The following is a 14,929-nucleotide window of genomic DNA, read 5'->3' on the forward strand; positions in this document are numbered from 1 at the left end:
GACGCCACCCCCGCGGGAAGCGTCATTTTTTAAGCAGTGCCCGGCCTCTCCCCGGTATGAACGTCGCCCTCGTCACCGTCGACTCGCTGCGCGCCGACCGCATCGCGCCGAGGGTGATGCCGGAGACGCGCGCGTTCGCCGACGACGCCGTCGAGTTCACCGAGTGCGTCGCGAACGGGCCGTCGACGCCCGCCTCCTTCCCCGCCATCCACGCGAGCCGGTACTTCGCGAGCGTCGACGGTCTCGGCATCCCGCCCGCGGACGCCGGCGGCCCGATCCGGACGCTCGCCGAAGTCCTCTCGGACGCGGGGTACGCGACCGCGGGGTACACGGACAACCAGTTCGCGAGCGGCGCGTACCACTACGACCGCGGGTTCGACGCGATGCACGACGCCTCCAGCGACGGCGCGAACGTCAACGAGGTCAAGCAACTCGTGCAGTCGAACCTCGACAAGGACGGCGTCGTCTTCCGGACCATCGAGCGCGTCTACAACCGCGTCGACGCCCTGTTCGCGACGACGGGCGGTCGGGACTTCGAGCACGAGCGCGCGGACTCGCTGAACGACCGCGCGCTCGAGTTCGTCGACGAGCGCGACGATGACGACGACTGGTTCGCGTGGCTGCACTACATGGACGCCCACCACCCCTACGAAGCCCCCGCCGACTACCAGCGCGAGTTCCTCGACGACCCGCGGAGCGTCGCGGAGTGTCGCGCGCTCTCCCGGAAGGGTACGCATCACCCCGAGGAGGTCACGGACGACGAGTGGGACGTCATCCGCGGGCTCTACGACGCCGAATGCAAGTACGTGGACGACCAGTTCCGCGCGTTCCTCGACGCGCTCGCGGAGCGTGGCGTCCTCGACGAAACCATCGTGGTGTTCACCGCCGACCACGGCGAACTCGTCGGCGAACACGGCCACGCCGGCCACCCGCCCGAGTTCTGGGAGGGCGTCGTCCGCGTCCCCTTCGTCGTCCACCACCCCGACCTGGACGCCGCGACCGTCGACGGCCAGATCCGACTCGTCGACACCGCGCCGACCGTCGTCGACGCCGCTGCCCCCGACCTGGACGCACCCGACGACTGGGAGGGCGCGAGCGCGCTCGACCTCCTCCGCGGCGACGTGGACGCGCGCGGGTGGGCGTTCGGCGACGTCGGCCGCGACGTCGACTACGGCCGGTGTTGCGCACGCCGCGCCGACGGCTGGAAGCTCCTCAGGCACGCCGACGACGGCGAGTTCTGCTTCGACGTCACCGCGACGCCCGACGAACGCCCCGAAGACGACCGGAAGGACGCCCCCGAGTACGAGGAACTCGCGAGCGCGCTCGACGACCACCAATCGCGGATGCAGCGCATGCGCGCCGGCGAACGCAGCGGCGTGAGCGAGAACGACGAGATGGTGACCGAGCACCTCGAGGACCTCGGGTACCTCGAGTAGCGCGGAGCGCCGTCGATTCTGTGCGCGAACGACCGCCGGCAGTCCCGACTATTCGAGGTAGCCGAGTTCCTCGAGCCGGTCGCGGGTCTCGTCGTCGACGTCGATAGCGCCCTCGCCCTCGACGCCGTCGCCGTATCCCTCGAGTGCGTCGACGAGGTCCTCGGGGACGTCGTCGAGCGGGTCGCCTTCGGCGCCGTCAGCGACGTCGAACGCCAGACGCGTGCCGGTTGCGGGCACCTCGACGAGCTTGCGGTCGTCGACCCACACCGCGCGCTGGTTGTAGCCGTAGTTCGTCTCCTCGCATAACAGCGGTCGGGCGTCCCGGACGACGTCGAGCGGCGCGGGGTCGACGCCGTCGGCGACCTCGGCGTCGAGCGCGTCGAGGACGACGGGGGCGACGGCGGTGAGCGACACGGGGTCGTCGTCGACGCCGGAGTCGACGCCGGGGGCGCGAATCCACAGCGGGACGCGCGCGACGTCCTCGAGGACGCTGTGGCCGTGGTCGGTCCCGTAGTACCCGCGCGGGTCGTCGTTCAGGCGGCGTTCCACGTCGACGTGCTCCCAGAACGCTTCGCCGTGGTCGCCACAGACCACGACGACGGTGTCGTCGTCGACGTCGTCGAGGAGGGCGGCGAGCGCGTCGTCCGCGCCCCTGATGGCGGCGTCGTACGCGCGAGTCCGCGCGTCGCGGTACGTCTCGAATCCCTCGCCGTCGGTGGACTCGCGGTATCGCCAGTCCTCGAGGCCGTCGACGTCGGGCACGTCGAACGTCTCCCGGTGCTCGTCGGGGACGTCGAGCGGGGCGTGCGGGTCGCCGAGCTGGAGGTGACACAGCCAGCGGTCGCGGCCACGAATCCAGTCGCGGGCAGCGGCGACGCGCTCGTTCGCGTCCGTGTACGTCACGGAGACGCGCTGGAAGCGGTCGCCTGCGGCCTTCTCCGCCATCGGGATGGCCGTGAACATCGCGGTGTCGTACCCCGCGGCCTCGAGGACGTCCGGGAGCATCGGCACCGACTCGCGCGGTCGCGTCGGGAACTCCGCGGCGGCGAGGTTCCGCGGGTCACCCTGCATCCGACCGCCGTGCTCGTGGGGGTACCGGCCGGAGAGCAACGACGGAATCGAGGGGAACGTCCACGGCGCGGGCGCCTTCGCGTTCGAGAACGCGCGCGCCTCGTCGACGAACGCGTCGAGCGCGGGCGTCGTCTCGCGCTCGTGGCCGAACGCGGAGACGTGGTCGGCGCGCAGCGAGTCGACGACGACGACGAGGACGTTCCGCGGGTCGCCGACGGTCGCGTCGCGCTCGAGGTCGCGCTCGCGACGCGCCCGCCAGTGCGCGACGCGATGCTTCACCTCCATCCACGCGCTGTTCAGGCGCGGGAAGCGCTTGAGTGGGTTCATCGGTTCTGTGAGTCAGGCGTTCGAGGCGTCATTCCAGGTAGCCGAGTTCGCGCAGGGTCTCCTCGACCTCCTCGCCGGCGCCCCGGTCGCTCGCGCCGATAGCGGAGGGCGGCCCGGTCTCGACGTCGCGGTCGGCGGGGTCGCCCGCGAGGACGTCCCGGCGGACGTCGCCGTCGACGTCCTCGGGCACCGGGACGTCGAGGTAGTGGAGGATGGTGGGTGCGAGGTCGTACAGGTCGAGGTCCGCGCTCCCCTCGCTCACGTCGTCCCCGACGCCGGCGAAGATCCCGCTCCGGCGATGCGTGGCGAGCCATTCGGTCTGCTCGCCGAACACCGCGCCGCCGATGGATTCGGGGGCGTCGACGCCCGTCGTGTACTCGACGACGAGGTCCGGGCCGCGCTCGCGGTCGCCCGAGTAGACGTCCGCGGGGTCGTGCACGGCGCTCGCGACCGGGATGCCGTCGGGCGTCTCCAGCGCCTCCAAGTCCTCGGTCAGCTGCTCGCGGTAGCGGTCGGCGGCGGCCGCGGGGTCGTCGGCGTCCGCGAACGCCGCGTGGTTCACGTAGACGGGGCCGCGACCGAGCGAGATGGCCTTCGTCTCGGTCCAGTCGATGGCGGCGTCCTGGATGGCGACGCGCCCGCTCTCACTCGGGAACAACCCCTGCACGGACTTCGGGACGAGGCGCTGGGCGAGACTCACGAGGCCGAGCCGGTCGACGACGCGCTTCAACCGCTCCTCGGTGAGCCCGACCGTGGACAGGAGCGTGCGCGTCCCGTCCTCGGCGAACACGAGGTCGCCGCGCTCGGCGAGCCACTGGTTCGGGAGGAATATCTCGTCTATCTCCGTGAACCCGTGGTCGCTCATCAGGAAGACGGCGTCGGCGTCGTCCCGCTCGAGGAGTTCGCCGAGGCGCTCGTCGATACGCTGGTACGCCGCTTTCAGGTGCTCGGGGTGGTCCCAGAGGCGATGCTGGAGGGTGTCCGTGAAGAACAGCGTCGTGTGGACGAGGTCGCGGTCGCGTTCGTCGGCGAGGAACTCGGCCGCGTCGAACCGCTGGTCGAACAGGCGCTTTCCTTCGGCGACGAGCTCGTCCGGCGAGGCCTCGTCGAGCACGAGGTCGGGTTTCACGCGGTACTCCGGGACCGCGTCCAGCAGGTCGCGCTTGAGGGATTCGGGATTCGTGAGGGTCTTCCGTTCGTTCGCGGGACTCCCGGCGACGACGTCGACGCCGTCCATCTCGCGAGCGTTCGCCGGATGCGTCGTCGGCATGTTCACCACGCCCGCGTCGATACCGTGGTCCGCGAGCACCTCCCAGTACTCCCTGGAGGTGAAGTCGCTCGCGTCGTTCGCCGACAGCGACTGGTCGTCGCGGTCGTACGCGTACCACTCGTAGACGCCGAGCTTGCCGGGCGTCTTCCCGGTCGAGTAGCACTTCCACGCGGGGAACGTCACGGGCGGGAGCGTGCTCTGGAGGTCGCCATCGACGCCCTCGTCGAGGACCCGTGCGAACGCCGGGAGGTCGCCCGCGTTCGCCCACGGGCGCAGCAACGACCAGTCGGCGCCGTCGAGGCCGACCACGTAGACGGTCATTGAGGCGTCCTTTGCCGGGGACGGGTTAAAACGCTTCGAGAGAAACGACAGGTGAGTGCGCCCTTCGCGGGAGTCACAGCTCGGCGAGCACGCGCTCGAACGCGTCGCGGAACGCCGCCGTCCGCGAGTCCGCGTCGAAGCGCGCGCCGCGGTCGCGAGCGACGCCAGCGAGGCGTTCGCGGTCCGCGAGGTCGCGCTCGAAGTACGCGACGACGCCAGCCGCGAGCGCCTCCGGCGTCGGGTCGACGACGAGCGACGCGTCGATCTCGCGGGCCTCCGAGCGCGTCCCGGCACCGGTCGTGACGAGCGGTGGGACGCCCGCGCGCATCGCTTCGAGCGTGCTCACGGGGAACGTGTCCATCCGCGACGGCTGGACGAACAGCGCGGCCGGGGCGAACGCGTCAGCGAGGTCCTCGACGTACCCGCGGACGGTCACGCCCTCGGTGTCGCCGTACGATTCGGGGTGGCCGCCGCCGACGACGTGCAACTCGGCGTCCGGAACGGCTTCGCGGACGCGCGGCCACGCGTCGACGAGCATGTCGACGCCCTTGTAGTGCCACGGTCGTGCGACCGTCACCGCGACGTTCGAGTCGAGTTCGGGGTCGACGTCGCCGAGCGCGTCGTACGCCTCGGGCTGGACGAACGGATGCGCGATCTCGATGGGCGTCCCCGGCCCGACGACGGGTCGCGTGAACTCCGCGGCGAACTCGCTGACCGCGACGACGCCGTCGATGCCGCGACGGCCGACCGCGCGCACGAGCGGCGTCCCGAACCGGCCGACGAGGGACTTCAGGAGCGAGTCGCCCTCGAAGTCGCCCTCGCCGAGCGCGTACAGGCCGTGGTCCGCGCACAGGTACACTATCTTCCCACCGCGCGTGAATCGGCGGACGAGCGCCGCGTACAGCGGCCGCGACCCCTCCACGATGTACACGTCGTAGTCCGGGTACGTGAGACCGTTCGCGAGGTCGGCGACGACGCTCCCCGAGAGCGGGCCGAGCGAGCGCGCGTGGTAGTCCACGAGGTCGGCGCCGACCGCCTCCGCGAACCCGCGATGCGCCGGATGCGGGTCCTGGTGGAGCATCGCCACGTCGACCGACTCCAGGTCCATACCTCCACCCGCACGCCACTGGCGCATAAAAGGCGCCGTCTCCGCGTCGCGGTCGACGGGAGACATGGCCGTGGCGCCGCAGCCTCCGCGCGGGTCGGGACTCGCGCGGAGAGAAGGGATTTTACCCCGTGGCCGACTGGGGCGAACCATGCAGACGCTGTTGGTGGGGCTGGACGCCGCGTGCGCCTCGGTCCTCGAGCCGCTGTTCGAGGACGGGGACGTCCCGCACCTCGCGTCGCTGTTCGAGGCGGGCGCGAGCGGCGACCTCGAGAGCCAGGTGCCGCCCTGGACGGCGAGCGCGTGGCCGTCGCTGTACACGGGCGCGAACCCGGGGAAGCACGGCGTGTTCGACTTCCTGCGGTTCGACGGCTACGACTGGGACATCGTGAACGCGACGGACGTCCGCCAGCGGACGCTCTGGGAGTACGCCGACGAGGCCGGGTTGACGAGCGTCGTCGTGAACGCCCCCGTGACGAGTCCACCGCCGGAGATAGACGGCGCCGTGATTCCGGGGTACCTCGCCGCGGAGTCGCCGCCATGTCACCCCGAGGGCGTCCTCGAGGACGTCCGCGACGCCATCGGCGACTACCGGGTCTACGCCGAGCGGGAGACCGGGGAGGATACGACTGGCGAACGCTTCCAGGATTACCTCGAACTGTGTCGGATGCGCGGCGAGGCGTTCCGCTACTTGAGCGGGCGCTTCGACCCCGAGTTCGGGTTCGTGCAGTTCCAGAAGACCGACGCCGTCTTCCACGACTATCCCGGCGAGTTCGAGAAGGTCCGCGAGGTGTATCGCGCGGTCGACGAGCAGGTCGGTGCGATTCTCGAAGAGTGCGATCCGGATACCGTCGTCGTGGCGAGCGACCACGGGATCGGCGAGTACGACGGGTACGAGTTCCGCGCGAACCAGTTCCTCCGCGAGCACGACGTCGTCGAGGCGACGCGGGACGGCCAGGGGGTGCCGTCGTGGTTCCAGATCAAGGACGAGGAACTGACGAGCGACGACGACGCGCCCGACGACCACCCGCTCCTGGAGCGACTCGCTGCGGGCGCGGCGCGCGTCGGGCTCACGCACCAGCGCGGGAAGGCCATCCTGGAGCGATTCGGGCTCGCGGCGTTCGTCGGCAAGCACGTCCCGGTCGGTGCGGTGTTCGCGGCCTCCGAGGCGGTGGACTTCGCGGAATCGACGGCGTACCTGCGGTCGCCGTCGGAACTCGGCGTCCGCATCAACGTCGCCGGCCGCGACCCCGACGGCGTCGTTCCCGCGGAGGAGTACGAGCGCGTGCGCGAGGACGTCGTCGAGTTGCTCGCGAGCGCGGAGACGCCCGACGGCGACCCGGTGTTCGACGAGGTGGTGCCGCGCGAAACGTACATCTACGGGCCGTACGCCGACGAGGCCGTGGACGTCCTCTGCGTGCCTGCGGACTTCCAGCACTCGCTGTCGGCGCTCCTCGGCGAGCGCTTCGACGACCCGGAGCCGTGGAACCACAAGCTCCAGGGGACCGTCGCCGTCAGCGGCGCGGGCGTCGACGCGAACGCCGACCTCTCGGGCGCGCACCTGTTCGACGTCGCGCCGACCGTGCTCGCGACGCTCGACCTCGCACCCGCGGACGTGATGGACGGCGACGCACTCGCCGCCGTCGACGCGCCCGAACCGACGAGCTACCCCGAGTACGACGCCAGCGAGCACGCCGCCACGGAGGACGCCGAGGTCGCACAGCGACTCAGCGACCTCGGATATCTAGAGTAGCTGGCTGCACGAGCAAGCGGGGACCGCGAGGCCGGCGTTTCGGGCGGGCTTCCCTGACCGGCTTCGGGCGTCGACTCGGGGACCGTGGATATCGACAGGTTGATACTCGTTTTCGAGGAGGCTTAGGCAAGATGGAGCTGCTCGTCATCGGTCTCGATGGCCTCTCGACGAACATGATAGACCGGTTCGGGATCGAGCCGGCGTACATCGAGCGCGTGCTTCGCGACGGGGCTTCGGGTGATCTGATGAGTGTGGATACGCCGACGACGTTGCCGGCGTGGACGTCGTTCGCGACGGGGAAGGACCCGGGCTCGCACGGGTTGACGAACATGATCCAGCAGCACTCGAACTACGAGACGAGTCCGTTGACGACGAACGAGACGGACGCGGCGGCGTACGACCTCGTCGAGGACGGGATGTTCGTGAACCTCCCGGCGTCGGTGGGGCGGACGCCGACTGCTGAGGGGACGCATCTCGTGTCCGCGATGCTCGCGGAGGACGAGGCGGACGCGGTCCCCGCCGAACTCCAGGAACTGGATGCGTTCCAGGACTACATCCTCGACCACGACAAGGCCCTGAAGAAGGACCCGGACGCGTACTTCGACCACGTCTGCGAGATAACGCGCGCTCGGCGAGCGTTCGCGCGGGAGGCGTTCGAGACGTACGACCCGCGGTTCGGGTTCGTGTTGTTCTCGACGCCGGACTGGGCCGGGCACTTGCTGTCGAACTTCTCTTCCGACGACGTCCGCGGGCGCTACTACGAGCAGTTGCTGACGGTCGTCGACGAGTGTACGGCCGACCTCGCGGAGATGGCTGACAACGTCGTCCTGATGAGCGACCACGGGTTCGAACGCAAGCACACGAACGTCCACATCAACGACTACCTCCACGACGAAGGCTATCTCGCGGACGCCGACGACGGGGACGTCTCCGCGACCGGGACCGCGGTGGAGGTCGCGAAGTTCGTCGGGAAGCACTCCGATTTCCTCTACGAGAAGATACGGCAGGTGTACAACTACATCATCGCGACGGACGTCGGGCAGAGCCTCCAGGACGCCGCGCGCCTCGACATCGACTACGAGAACTCGACGGCGTGGCAGCTCCGGTACGGGTGCGTGTTCGTGAACGACGAGCGCTTCGACCATCCGACCGTCGACGACCCGGACGCGCTCCGTCGGACGCTCCGGGACGAGTTGGCGGCGCTCACGAACGAGGACGGCGACCCGTTGTTCCGGGACGTCCTCTTGCCGGAGGAGGCGTACAACGACCCGGGGCCGGACGCGCCGGACGTCATCGCGCGCCCCGCACCGGGGTGTTACCCGACGCGCCTTGAGTCGCCGACCGGTGGATACGCGAGCAAGACGAACAACTACAATCACCGGTACCGCGGACTCTTCGCGGCGACCGGCCCGCTGTTCGAGGACGGCGCTGACGTCGCGGACGCGAGCATCGTCGACGTCCTGCCGACGCTCCTGGCGGCGCTCGGCGAACCGCTGTCCCCGGAGTTCGACGGGCGCGTCCTCGAGGACGCGTTCGCTGAATCGCCGTCGGTGTCGACGATGGACGCCGACGCCGTGCCGGCGCCGCGAGTCCGCGGGGCGAGCGACGACGACCAGGCGGCCCGGGACGACGCGGTCCAGGACCGCCTCGAGGACCTCGGGTACCTCGAATGAAGGGCGAGAAGGACACCACCTCCCTGAGTCTCGGTCGGGAGACCGCGTTCGCGATGGGCGCGAAGTTCCTGCTCGCGCTCGTCGGGTTCGCGGGCGTCGTCGTGTTCGCGCGCGTGCTCGGCGTCGACGGCGTCGGGAAGTACTACTTCCTGCTCGCCATCGCGAAACTCACCGTCCAGGTTCCCGGTGGGTTCAGTAACGCCATCAAGAAGCGCGTGAGCGAGGTGGACGTCGACCCCGGCGAGTACTTCGGGTTCGGCGTCCTCACGGTCGCGGTCTACACCGTCGTCCTCCTCGGCGCGGCGGTGGTCGGCCATCCGTTCCTCCGCGAGCAGATCGGGCCGTTCGCGTTCGCGCTCGGCGCGGTCGGCATCGTCGGTTCGCTCGGGTTGTTCTCGCTGTCGAACCGGCTGTACGCCGGTATCGGGAACCCCGGGGCGTCGTTCTGGGCGGACTCCGTTCGGAGCGTGTTCACGCTCGCGTTCCAGGTCGCGTTCCTCCTGATGGGGATGCGCGTTCTCGGTCTCATGTACGGACTGGTGCTCGCGACGCTCGTCACCGCCGCCGGCGTGGTCGTCGCCGCGAACGTCCGGCCGCGACTCCCGACGCGCGACACCGCGGCGAGCGTCTGGGAGTTCGCGCGCTGGAGCGTCCCGAACTCGCTCACGCAGAACCTCTACATGCGACTGGACGTCCTCATCCTCGGCGTCGTCGTCGGGAAGTCCGCGGTCGGCCTCTACGAGCCCGCGCTCCGACTCACCGTCCCGGCGGGATTCATCGCCATCAGCATCAGCGACTCGCTGACCGTCAAGGCGAGCGGGTTGACGTCCATCGACGAGGGCGTCGGCGACGACCTCATGAACTCGCTGTCGTACACCGCGCTGTTCGCCATCCCCATCCTCTTCGGCGCGCTCGCGATGCCGGAGGCACTCATGGGTATCGTGTTCGGCGCGGACTACGCCGCGGGCGCGACCGCGCTCGTCCTCCTCGCGGTCTTCCAGCTGTTCAACACGTACCGGATGCCGTTCGACAACGTCGTCGACGGCATGGACCGCCCCGACATCCGGTTCCGCGTCAGCCTGTTCACGCTCGCCATCAACGCGCCGCTGGCGGTCTTCCTCGGTCTCGAGTACGGCCTCATCGGGGTCGTCGTCGCGACCATCGTCGCGGAGGCTGCTCGCACCGTCACGTACCTCGTCGTCGCCTACCGGCTGTTCGACCGCGTGATGCTCCCGCGAACCCTCCTCGAACAGCTCGTCTCGGGACTCCTGATGTTCGGCGTCGTGTACGCCGTGAACGACGCGATAGCGATCGACGGGCCGTTCGTCCTCGCGGCGGTCGTCGGCGTCGGCGGCGTCGTCTACTTCGCGGCGCTCGTCGCGCTCAGCTCGCACTTCCGACTCACCGTCCGGTCGGTCCTCCGCGACCTCGGCCTCGGCGACGTCGTCGGCGTCTGAGCCCACGACCGCCTTCGGGCGGTGACTCGGGTCGCGAGCCGACCAAACCCCTTTTGAGCCGCGTCTGCCTCTACCCGCACATGATCGTCCTCGGACTCGACGGCGCGACGTTCACGCTCGTCGACGCGTGGGTGGACGCCGGCCACCTCCCGAACTTCGCTCGACTCCGCGAGGAATCCGTCTCCGGCGACCTGGAGAGCACGGTCCCCGAGATAACGGTGCCAGCGTGGCCGTCGTTCGCGACCGGTCGCGACCCGACGACGCTCGACATGTACGGGTTCTCGCACTTCAACCGGCGGACGCGGGAGAACGACCTGAGCCACGACGAGTTCGTCCCCGGGAAGATGTGGGACGCGGTCGACGACCAGGGCGGACGCTCGGTCGTGTTCAACATCCCCGGGTCGTACCCGTGGCAGGCCATCGACGGCACCATCATCGCGGCTGCCCCGGAGTACAAGGAGGAGTACTCGCATCCGCCCGAGCGCTGGGACGAACTCGTCGACCTCGTCGACGGCTACAAGCTCCGGAACGACGAGGAGCCGGGGACGCGAGCGTACGTCGACGCGAGCGTCGACCTCGTCGACAAGCGCTTCGAGGCGTTCGAGCACTTCATCCAGGCGGAGGACCCCGACCTCGCCGTCGGCCTCATCCGCGGCACGGACCGCATCGCGCACCACTACTGGGGCGCGGAGAGCGTCCCGCCGGCGTCGACGGACAACGCGGTCTTCGAGGTGTACCAGCGCGTCGACGAGCACCTCGGCGAGTTCCTCGACGAACACGACGACGAGGACGTCGTCGTGATGAGCGACCACGGGTTCGAGAAGGTCCGCGAGCAGTTCGCGCCGAACCGCGTCCTCGAACGCGCGGGCCTCGTGACCCTGAACGAGTCGGGTGACTCGACGCAGGCCGCACTCGGGTCGCTCCGGGACGTCGCGAGCGACGTCCTCGGGAAACTCGGCCTGTTGACGTTCGCGCGGAAGGTCGTCCCGGCGAGCACGGTCGCGGGACTCCCGACCGGCGACAATCTCGGGCTGGACAACGCCATCAGCATGGGTCGGATCGACTGGGACGGGACCGAGGTCGTCGTCGACCAGGCCCAGAAGACGGCGCTCGTGTACGCGCTCGCCGACGACGCCGACGAGGCCGCCGACGCCTGCGACCGCGCCCGAACCGCGCTCGCGGATGCGGCCGCCGACGCCGGTATCGACGTCCGCTTCGAGGACCTCGGCCGCGGCGGCGACCACACGCCGGACCTCGCGATGATCGTGGAGACGCCCGAAGTCCACGTCACCTCGCGGTTCGACGTCGACGCCGACCTCGTCGACGTCGACACGAGCGGGCACGCCCGGAACGGCATCCTCCTCGCTCGCGGGCCGTCGTTCCGCGACGGCGACGTCGAGGACGCGCACATCACTGACATCGCGCCGACGGTCCTGCACGCGCTCGACTACCGGCTCCCGGAGACGATGACGGGCGACGTCCTCGACGTGTTCGCGCCCGACAGCGAACCGGCGACCCGTGACCCAGAGACGTACGCGTTCGTCGGCGAGGACGCGATCACCGAGGGCGGCGTCGACGGCGAGGAACAGGAGGACGAGGTCAAGGACCGGTTGCGAGAACTCGGCTACCTCGAGTGATGGCGGTCGGGGTCGAGACCTCGAAGCGCTTCCTCACGAACGTCCTCGGCACCGTCGCCGGCTTCCTCGGCACGCTCTACTTCACGCGCGAACTCGGGTTCGCGGGCGTCGGCACGTACGCCGTCTTCGTGAGCCTCCAGATGGTCGCGGGGAGCCTCGCGACGTTCGGCGTCTTCGCGGTCCTCACCAAGCGCGTGAGCGAGGGCCGCGACCAGGCGGCGTACTTCACCACCGGCGCGCTCCTCGTCGGCGCCGGCACCGCCGCCGTCGCCGCAGTCACCGTCGCGCTCCGTGGCCCCATCAACGCGGTCGTCGGCGTCGACGTCGCGCTCCTCGTCCCCGCCGGCGTGCTCTCCTGGGGGCTGTTCCGCCTCTCCGGCGCGTTCCTCGAAGGCAAGCAGCGCGTCGCGCTCGCCGGCGCGCTCGACAGCGGCCGGCACGCCGTCGTCGTCCCCATCCAGGTCGCACTCGTCCTCGACGGCTACGGCGTCCACGGCCTCGTGTACGGCCTCGTCGCCGGCCAGACGCTCACGTTCCTCGCCTCCTACCTCGGGTACGCGCGCGTCGTCCCGAACCTCCCCACGCTCGACGTCGTCAGGGACTTCCTCGGGTACTCGAAGTACGCGTACGTCCAGGTGGTCGCCGACCAGCTGTTCAAGCACGCCGACTACGTCATCCTCGGGACGTTCGCGGGCGCCGGCCCGACCGGCGTCTACAAGAACGCCTTCCAGATAACCGAGGCGTCGACGCTGTTCGCGTCCGCGCTCTCGAAGGTGTCGTTCCCGAAGCTCTCCGAACTCACCGAAACCGGCGACGACGCCGAGGTCGCGCGACTGTTCGCCGCACTCTTCACGTACGGCGGCCTCGTCGCCATCCCCGTCGCCGCCGGCGGCGCCGTCGTCGGCAACGACCTCCTCCTGACGCTGTACGGCGAGAACCCCGGCACCACCACGCTCCCGCTCCTCGGCGTCGTCGGCCTCGCGAACGCGCTCGTCCCCCTGCTCGCGGTCGCGAACCTCCTGAACGGCTACCGCACGAGCCTCGAACGCTTCTCGCTCGGAACCGGCAACCCACGCCTGTACGCCGCCAGCGGCGTCGTCCTCGTCACCGTCTACGCCGTCACCGCCGTCCCCCTCACGATAGCGTACGACGCGTGGGGCGTCGCCATCGCCACCGTCCTCGCGTTCGGCGTGAGCGTCGCCGCGAACCTCGTCCTCCTCGACGAACGCGTCCCCCTCGGCGCGCTCCGCGACGTCGGCGCGGAACTCCTCGCCGCCCTCGTCATGACCGGCGTCGTCGCCGTCCTCGTCGACGCGCTCGGCGCCGCCCACGGCGCACTCCGCCTCGGGTTCGTCCTCGCGATCGGCGCAACGACGTACTTCGCCGTCCTCCTCGCCCTCAGCGAACGCATCCGCATCGACGCCCGCCACGTCGCCGACGACATCCTCGCCGACGTCCGCTGACCGAACGCGGCCGAATCGCTTGTCATCCCCTCGTCACCGCCGCTCGCCTCGTCCGTCGTCGACTCACCTCGTCCCTCGTCGTCACGATCACCCAACGCCGTCGACGAAGACGGCGGGACATCGAGCAGGTCCGATATCGAACTCGCAAGAAATGCCTTATTTAAATATCAGGGGGAAGGATGGTTCGATGTGGAAATCGTTCGGAACATCCAGATCAAACTCGACGTGCGAGAGGCCGATCACCCGGTCCTCGACGAGACGTTCGAACAGTTCCGAACCGCTGCCCAGCGCGTCGCTGACCACGGATGGGACGACGAACCATCTCGGATGACGACCACGAAAACCGAACTCCACGCCGAGACCTACGCCGAGATTCGTGACTCGCTTTCCCTCCAATCCAGTCTCGTTCAATCCGCTCGAGACCTCGCTGCTAACGCGCTCTCGAACTGTCAAGACCGTCTGCTCGATGGCGATGCCACCAGCAAGCCCGAGTTCGACGGTACGGTCGTCGTTTACAACGGACGTACCATCACGTACGACGATGAGTCGGTGACGCTCGCTACCACTGGCGAGCGCGTAACCGCCGGACTCGTCACACCCGTCGAGAATGAGGGCACACCGTTCGAGGACTACTGGACTGACGAGTGGGAGAAAGCTGAAGCAACGTTGCACAAACGAGACGGCACGTACTACCTGCACGTGGCGGTGAAGAAAGCGGCTGAGCCTGCATCCTGCAGGGACGACGCTGGGAACGGGGTGGTTCTCGGCGTCGACCTCAACGTAGACGGATACCTCGCCGTCACGAGTACGGGGGCGTTCCTCGGCAACGCGGACTACCTCAACCACCGCCGTGACGCGTACGAGCACCGTCGCAGGGGACTCCAGCAGACTGGCACTCGTTCGGCGCACCTCACGATCCAATCAATTGGCGATCGGTTCGCTCGATGGAGTAACGACTACATCCATCGCGTCTCGAAAGCAGTCGTCCGGGAAGCCGTCGCGCATGAGTGTACGGCTATCGCATTCGAGAATCTAGAGCACATCAGAGACCGGATTTCGGCCGCAAGCAAGTTCCAGCAGTGGTCTTTCAGGAAGCTCAAACGCTACGCGGAATACAAGGCCGAGGAATACGGTATCGGGGTCGAGGACGTCTCGCCTGCGTACACGAGCCAGCGGTGTAGTCACACCGAGTGTGGATTCGTGCACGAAGACAACCGTATCGGTGACGAGTTCGAGTGCGTAAAGTGCGGAAAAAAGCTACATAGCGACTACAACGCCGCTCGGAATATCGGGCAGCGGCTCGTTCAGCGCTGGCTCAAGTCTGGTGCTGGACGGGCTACATGTCAATTAGCCCTTAAGTCAGGGGTGCTGAAGGTGAATGGATGACCCAAACCTGCCGCCTCGTGGTGGTTTGAA

At 69.1% G+C, this 14,929-nt stretch carries 10 protein-coding genes; 7 read left to right on the plus strand and 3 right to left on the minus strand.

Annotated elements, in window-relative coordinates:
- Positions 1–56 precede the first annotated feature (56 nt).
- Positions 57–1,436, plus strand: coding sequence for a sulfatase-like hydrolase/transferase (locus VYJ16_RS07635; protein WP_336349719.1), 1,380 nt, complete (start codon positions 57–59; stop codon positions 1,434–1,436).
- 48 nt (positions 1,437–1,484) lie between these two features.
- Here VYJ16_RS07635 and VYJ16_RS07640 read toward each other — a convergent pair whose 3' ends face one another.
- The 3 genes from VYJ16_RS07640 to VYJ16_RS07650 form a co-directional block, all read right to left on the minus strand.
- On the minus strand, positions 1,485–2,834 hold the full coding sequence (locus tag VYJ16_RS07640; protein ID WP_336349720.1) for a sulfatase-like hydrolase/transferase: 1,350 nt from the start codon (positions 2,832–2,834) through the stop codon (positions 1,485–1,487).
- A 28-nt stretch (positions 2,835–2,862) separates the two neighbouring features.
- Positions 2,863–4,425 carry an alkaline phosphatase family protein gene (locus tag VYJ16_RS07645; protein ID WP_336349721.1) on the minus strand — a complete coding sequence of 521 codons (1,563 nt, stop codon included), beginning with the start codon at positions 4,423–4,425 and terminating at the stop codon, positions 2,863–2,865.
- 73 nt (positions 4,426–4,498) lie between these two features.
- Positions 4,499–5,533, minus strand: a complete 1,035-nt coding sequence (locus tag VYJ16_RS07650; protein ID WP_336349722.1) for a glycosyltransferase family 4 protein — start codon at positions 5,531–5,533, stop codon at positions 4,499–4,501.
- A gap of 148 nt (positions 5,534–5,681) precedes the next feature.
- Between VYJ16_RS07650 and VYJ16_RS07655 the strand changes: the two genes are divergently transcribed.
- From VYJ16_RS07655 to VYJ16_RS07680, 6 genes are all read left to right on the plus strand, one after another.
- Complete coding sequence (locus VYJ16_RS07655) at positions 5,682–7,283, plus strand: alkaline phosphatase family protein (protein WP_336349723.1); 1,602 nt, start codon at positions 5,682–5,684, stop codon at positions 7,281–7,283.
- A 131-nt stretch (positions 7,284–7,414) separates the two neighbouring features.
- Entirely contained in the window at positions 7,415–8,956 is a 1,542-nt protein-coding gene (locus tag VYJ16_RS07660) for an alkaline phosphatase family protein (protein WP_336349724.1), read from the plus strand.
- Positions 8,953–10,413: an oligosaccharide flippase family protein gene (locus VYJ16_RS07665; RefSeq protein ID WP_336349725.1), complete on the plus strand. Its 1,461-nt coding sequence runs from the start codon at positions 8,953–8,955 to the stop codon at positions 10,411–10,413. Before VYJ16_RS07660 ends, VYJ16_RS07665 begins: the two co-directional genes overlap by 4 nt.
- Positions 10,414–10,493: 80 nt before the next feature.
- Positions 10,494–12,050, plus strand: a complete 1,557-nt coding sequence (locus tag VYJ16_RS07670) for an alkaline phosphatase family protein (RefSeq protein WP_336349726.1) — start codon at positions 10,494–10,496, stop codon at positions 12,048–12,050.
- The gene (locus VYJ16_RS07675; protein WP_336349727.1) at positions 12,050–13,513 is read left to right on the plus strand and encodes an oligosaccharide flippase family protein; all 1,464 of its coding nucleotides are present in this window, start codon (positions 12,050–12,052) and stop codon (positions 13,511–13,513) included. Before VYJ16_RS07670 ends, VYJ16_RS07675 begins: the two co-directional genes overlap by 1 nt.
- 189 nt (positions 13,514–13,702) lie before the next feature.
- Positions 13,703–14,899, plus strand: coding sequence for an RNA-guided endonuclease InsQ/TnpB family protein (locus VYJ16_RS07680; protein WP_336349728.1), 1,197 nt, complete (start codon positions 13,703–13,705; stop codon positions 14,897–14,899).
- Positions 14,900–14,929: the final 30 nt, after the last annotated feature.

Origin of the sequence: Halorubellus litoreus (assembly GCF_037081675.1) — an archaeon.
GTDB classification, from domain to species: Archaea; Halobacteriota; Halobacteria; order Halobacteriales; family Natrialbaceae; genus Halorubellus; species Halorubellus litoreus.

Excerpts from the sequence above, each read along its gene's own strand:
- VYJ16_RS07645 (WP_336349721.1), bottom strand. The coding sequence starts at position 4,425 with ATGACCGTCTACGTGGTCGGCCTCGACGGCGCCGACTGGTCGTTGCTG.
- VYJ16_RS07660 (WP_336349724.1), top strand. The coding sequence starts at position 7,415 with ATGGAGCTGCTCGTCATCGGTCTCGATGGCCTCTCGACGAACATGATA.
- VYJ16_RS07650 (WP_336349722.1), bottom strand. The coding sequence starts at position 5,533 with ATGGACCTGGAGTCGGTCGACGTGGCGATGCTCCACCAGGACCCGCAT.
- VYJ16_RS07640 (WP_336349720.1), bottom strand. The coding sequence starts at position 2,834 with ATGAACCCACTCAAGCGCTTCCCGCGCCTGAACAGCGCGTGGATGGAG.
- VYJ16_RS07670 (WP_336349726.1), top strand. The coding sequence starts at position 10,494 with ATGATCGTCCTCGGACTCGACGGCGCGACGTTCACGCTCGTCGACGCG.
- VYJ16_RS07675 (WP_336349727.1), top strand. The coding sequence starts at position 12,050 with ATGGCGGTCGGGGTCGAGACCTCGAAGCGCTTCCTCACGAACGTCCTC.
- VYJ16_RS07635 (WP_336349719.1), top strand. The coding sequence starts at position 57 with ATGAACGTCGCCCTCGTCACCGTCGACTCGCTGCGCGCCGACCGCATC.
- VYJ16_RS07665 (WP_336349725.1), top strand. The coding sequence starts at position 8,953 with ATGAAGGGCGAGAAGGACACCACCTCCCTGAGTCTCGGTCGGGAGACC.
- VYJ16_RS07655 (WP_336349723.1), top strand. The coding sequence starts at position 5,682 with ATGCAGACGCTGTTGGTGGGGCTGGACGCCGCGTGCGCCTCGGTCCTC.